Origin of the sequence: Rhizobium sp. AAP43, assembly GCF_001296045.1 — a bacterium.
In the GTDB taxonomy this organism is placed as follows: Bacteria; Pseudomonadota; Alphaproteobacteria; order Rhizobiales; family Rhizobiaceae; genus Allorhizobium.
In genome coordinates this window covers 1-1,228 of sequence record NZ_LJHS01000053.1, presented here as the reverse complement: position 1 = coordinate 1,228, position 1,228 = coordinate 1, and the positions used below count along the sequence as shown (strand labels likewise).

Genomic DNA, 1,228 nt, shown 5'->3' with positions numbered 1-1,228 from the left:
AGGGAAGCCAAGACACATTTGGCATTGCAGCAGCTGTAAAAGGGTCGAAAATGATGGGTGGGGTGGACTGGTTAAAGAGGTGGGCAAGCGAAGTTGCACAGCCACGGCATGCCACTACTGACGGGGCTGCGAACTGGTAGAGGAGGGCAAGAAAAGCCCGGCTGCTCATCGAGGCAAAAGGTTGCTGCAGGTGCAAGTCAACTGCTGGGGAGTGCCGCACAAAGACCACGTCCCGTAGGAAAGCACGTGAAGGAGAAGCGCAACACGTCCACAGAAGAGCTTTGGAGTCACAGTCCACATGGCTGGGTGGCTGGGTGGCTCTTTAAAGCACGTTCGATCTGGAGTGGTGTCAGCTCAGCGCCTGAACAGCGACCTGCGCCTGCCTCCCACCGAAGGAATGTTTGGCATGTACACACACATAACATTGCAGCTGACAGAGTACTCGCCATCAGTTGTAAGGGTGATGGCGTACTTGACCCTGATGGTGTTGCCGTAGGTGCCGAATCCTGTAAGAGAGTAGCCTGGTGTATCATCGTTGCAATTCAGCTGGAGGGCCGTTGAATAGGGCGCGTTGCACTCCAGGTTGAAGGTCGCAAACTGGTTCCCGTACTGTGTAGACCCGGTTGCCGAGACCACTGACAAGTAGGCGCCCCCGGTGGCGCTAACAGCGAACAAGCTGCCGCCAGTCACCGACATGGAGCCCACGAATTGGGTCGCATAGCCACCCAGCACAGCATCTGCGCCAGTGGGGCCGGTTGGGCCGGGGATGCCCTGCATACCCATGTCGCCGGTGGGGCCTTGGATGCCGGGCATGCCGGGGTCGCCGGTGGGTCCTGTTGCGCCAGTGGCACCAGTGGGGCCAGTGGCACCGGTGTCGCCAGTGGGGCCTGTGGGTCCGGTAAGGCCTGTGGGACCAATGTCGCCAGTGGGGCCGGTGGGGCCGGTGAGGCCAGTGTCGCCAGTGGGGCCTGTGGGGCCGATGTCGCCACTGGGGCCGGTTGGGCCGGGCATGCCGGGCATGCCGGGGTCGCCGGTGGGGCCGGTTGGGCCAGGCAGGCCAGGCAGGCCAGTGTCGCCAGTGGGGCCGGGGAGGCCTGAGGGGCCGGTGGCGCCGGTGTCGCCAGTGGGGCCAGTTGGGCCGGTGAGGCCAGTGTCGCCGGTGGGGCCGGTGACGCCGGGCATGCCAGAGGGGCCCATCGGGCCTGCTGCGCCAGTCGGTCCAGTAGCA

The 1,228-nt window shown here is 64.0% G+C and carries 1 pseudogene; it reads right to left on the bottom strand.

Features of this window, described 5'->3' with window-relative positions:
• Positions 1 to 354 precede the first annotated feature (354 nt).
• A pseudogene (locus IP76_RS23660) lies at positions 355 to 1,228 on the bottom strand (collagen-like protein); the annotation flags it as partial.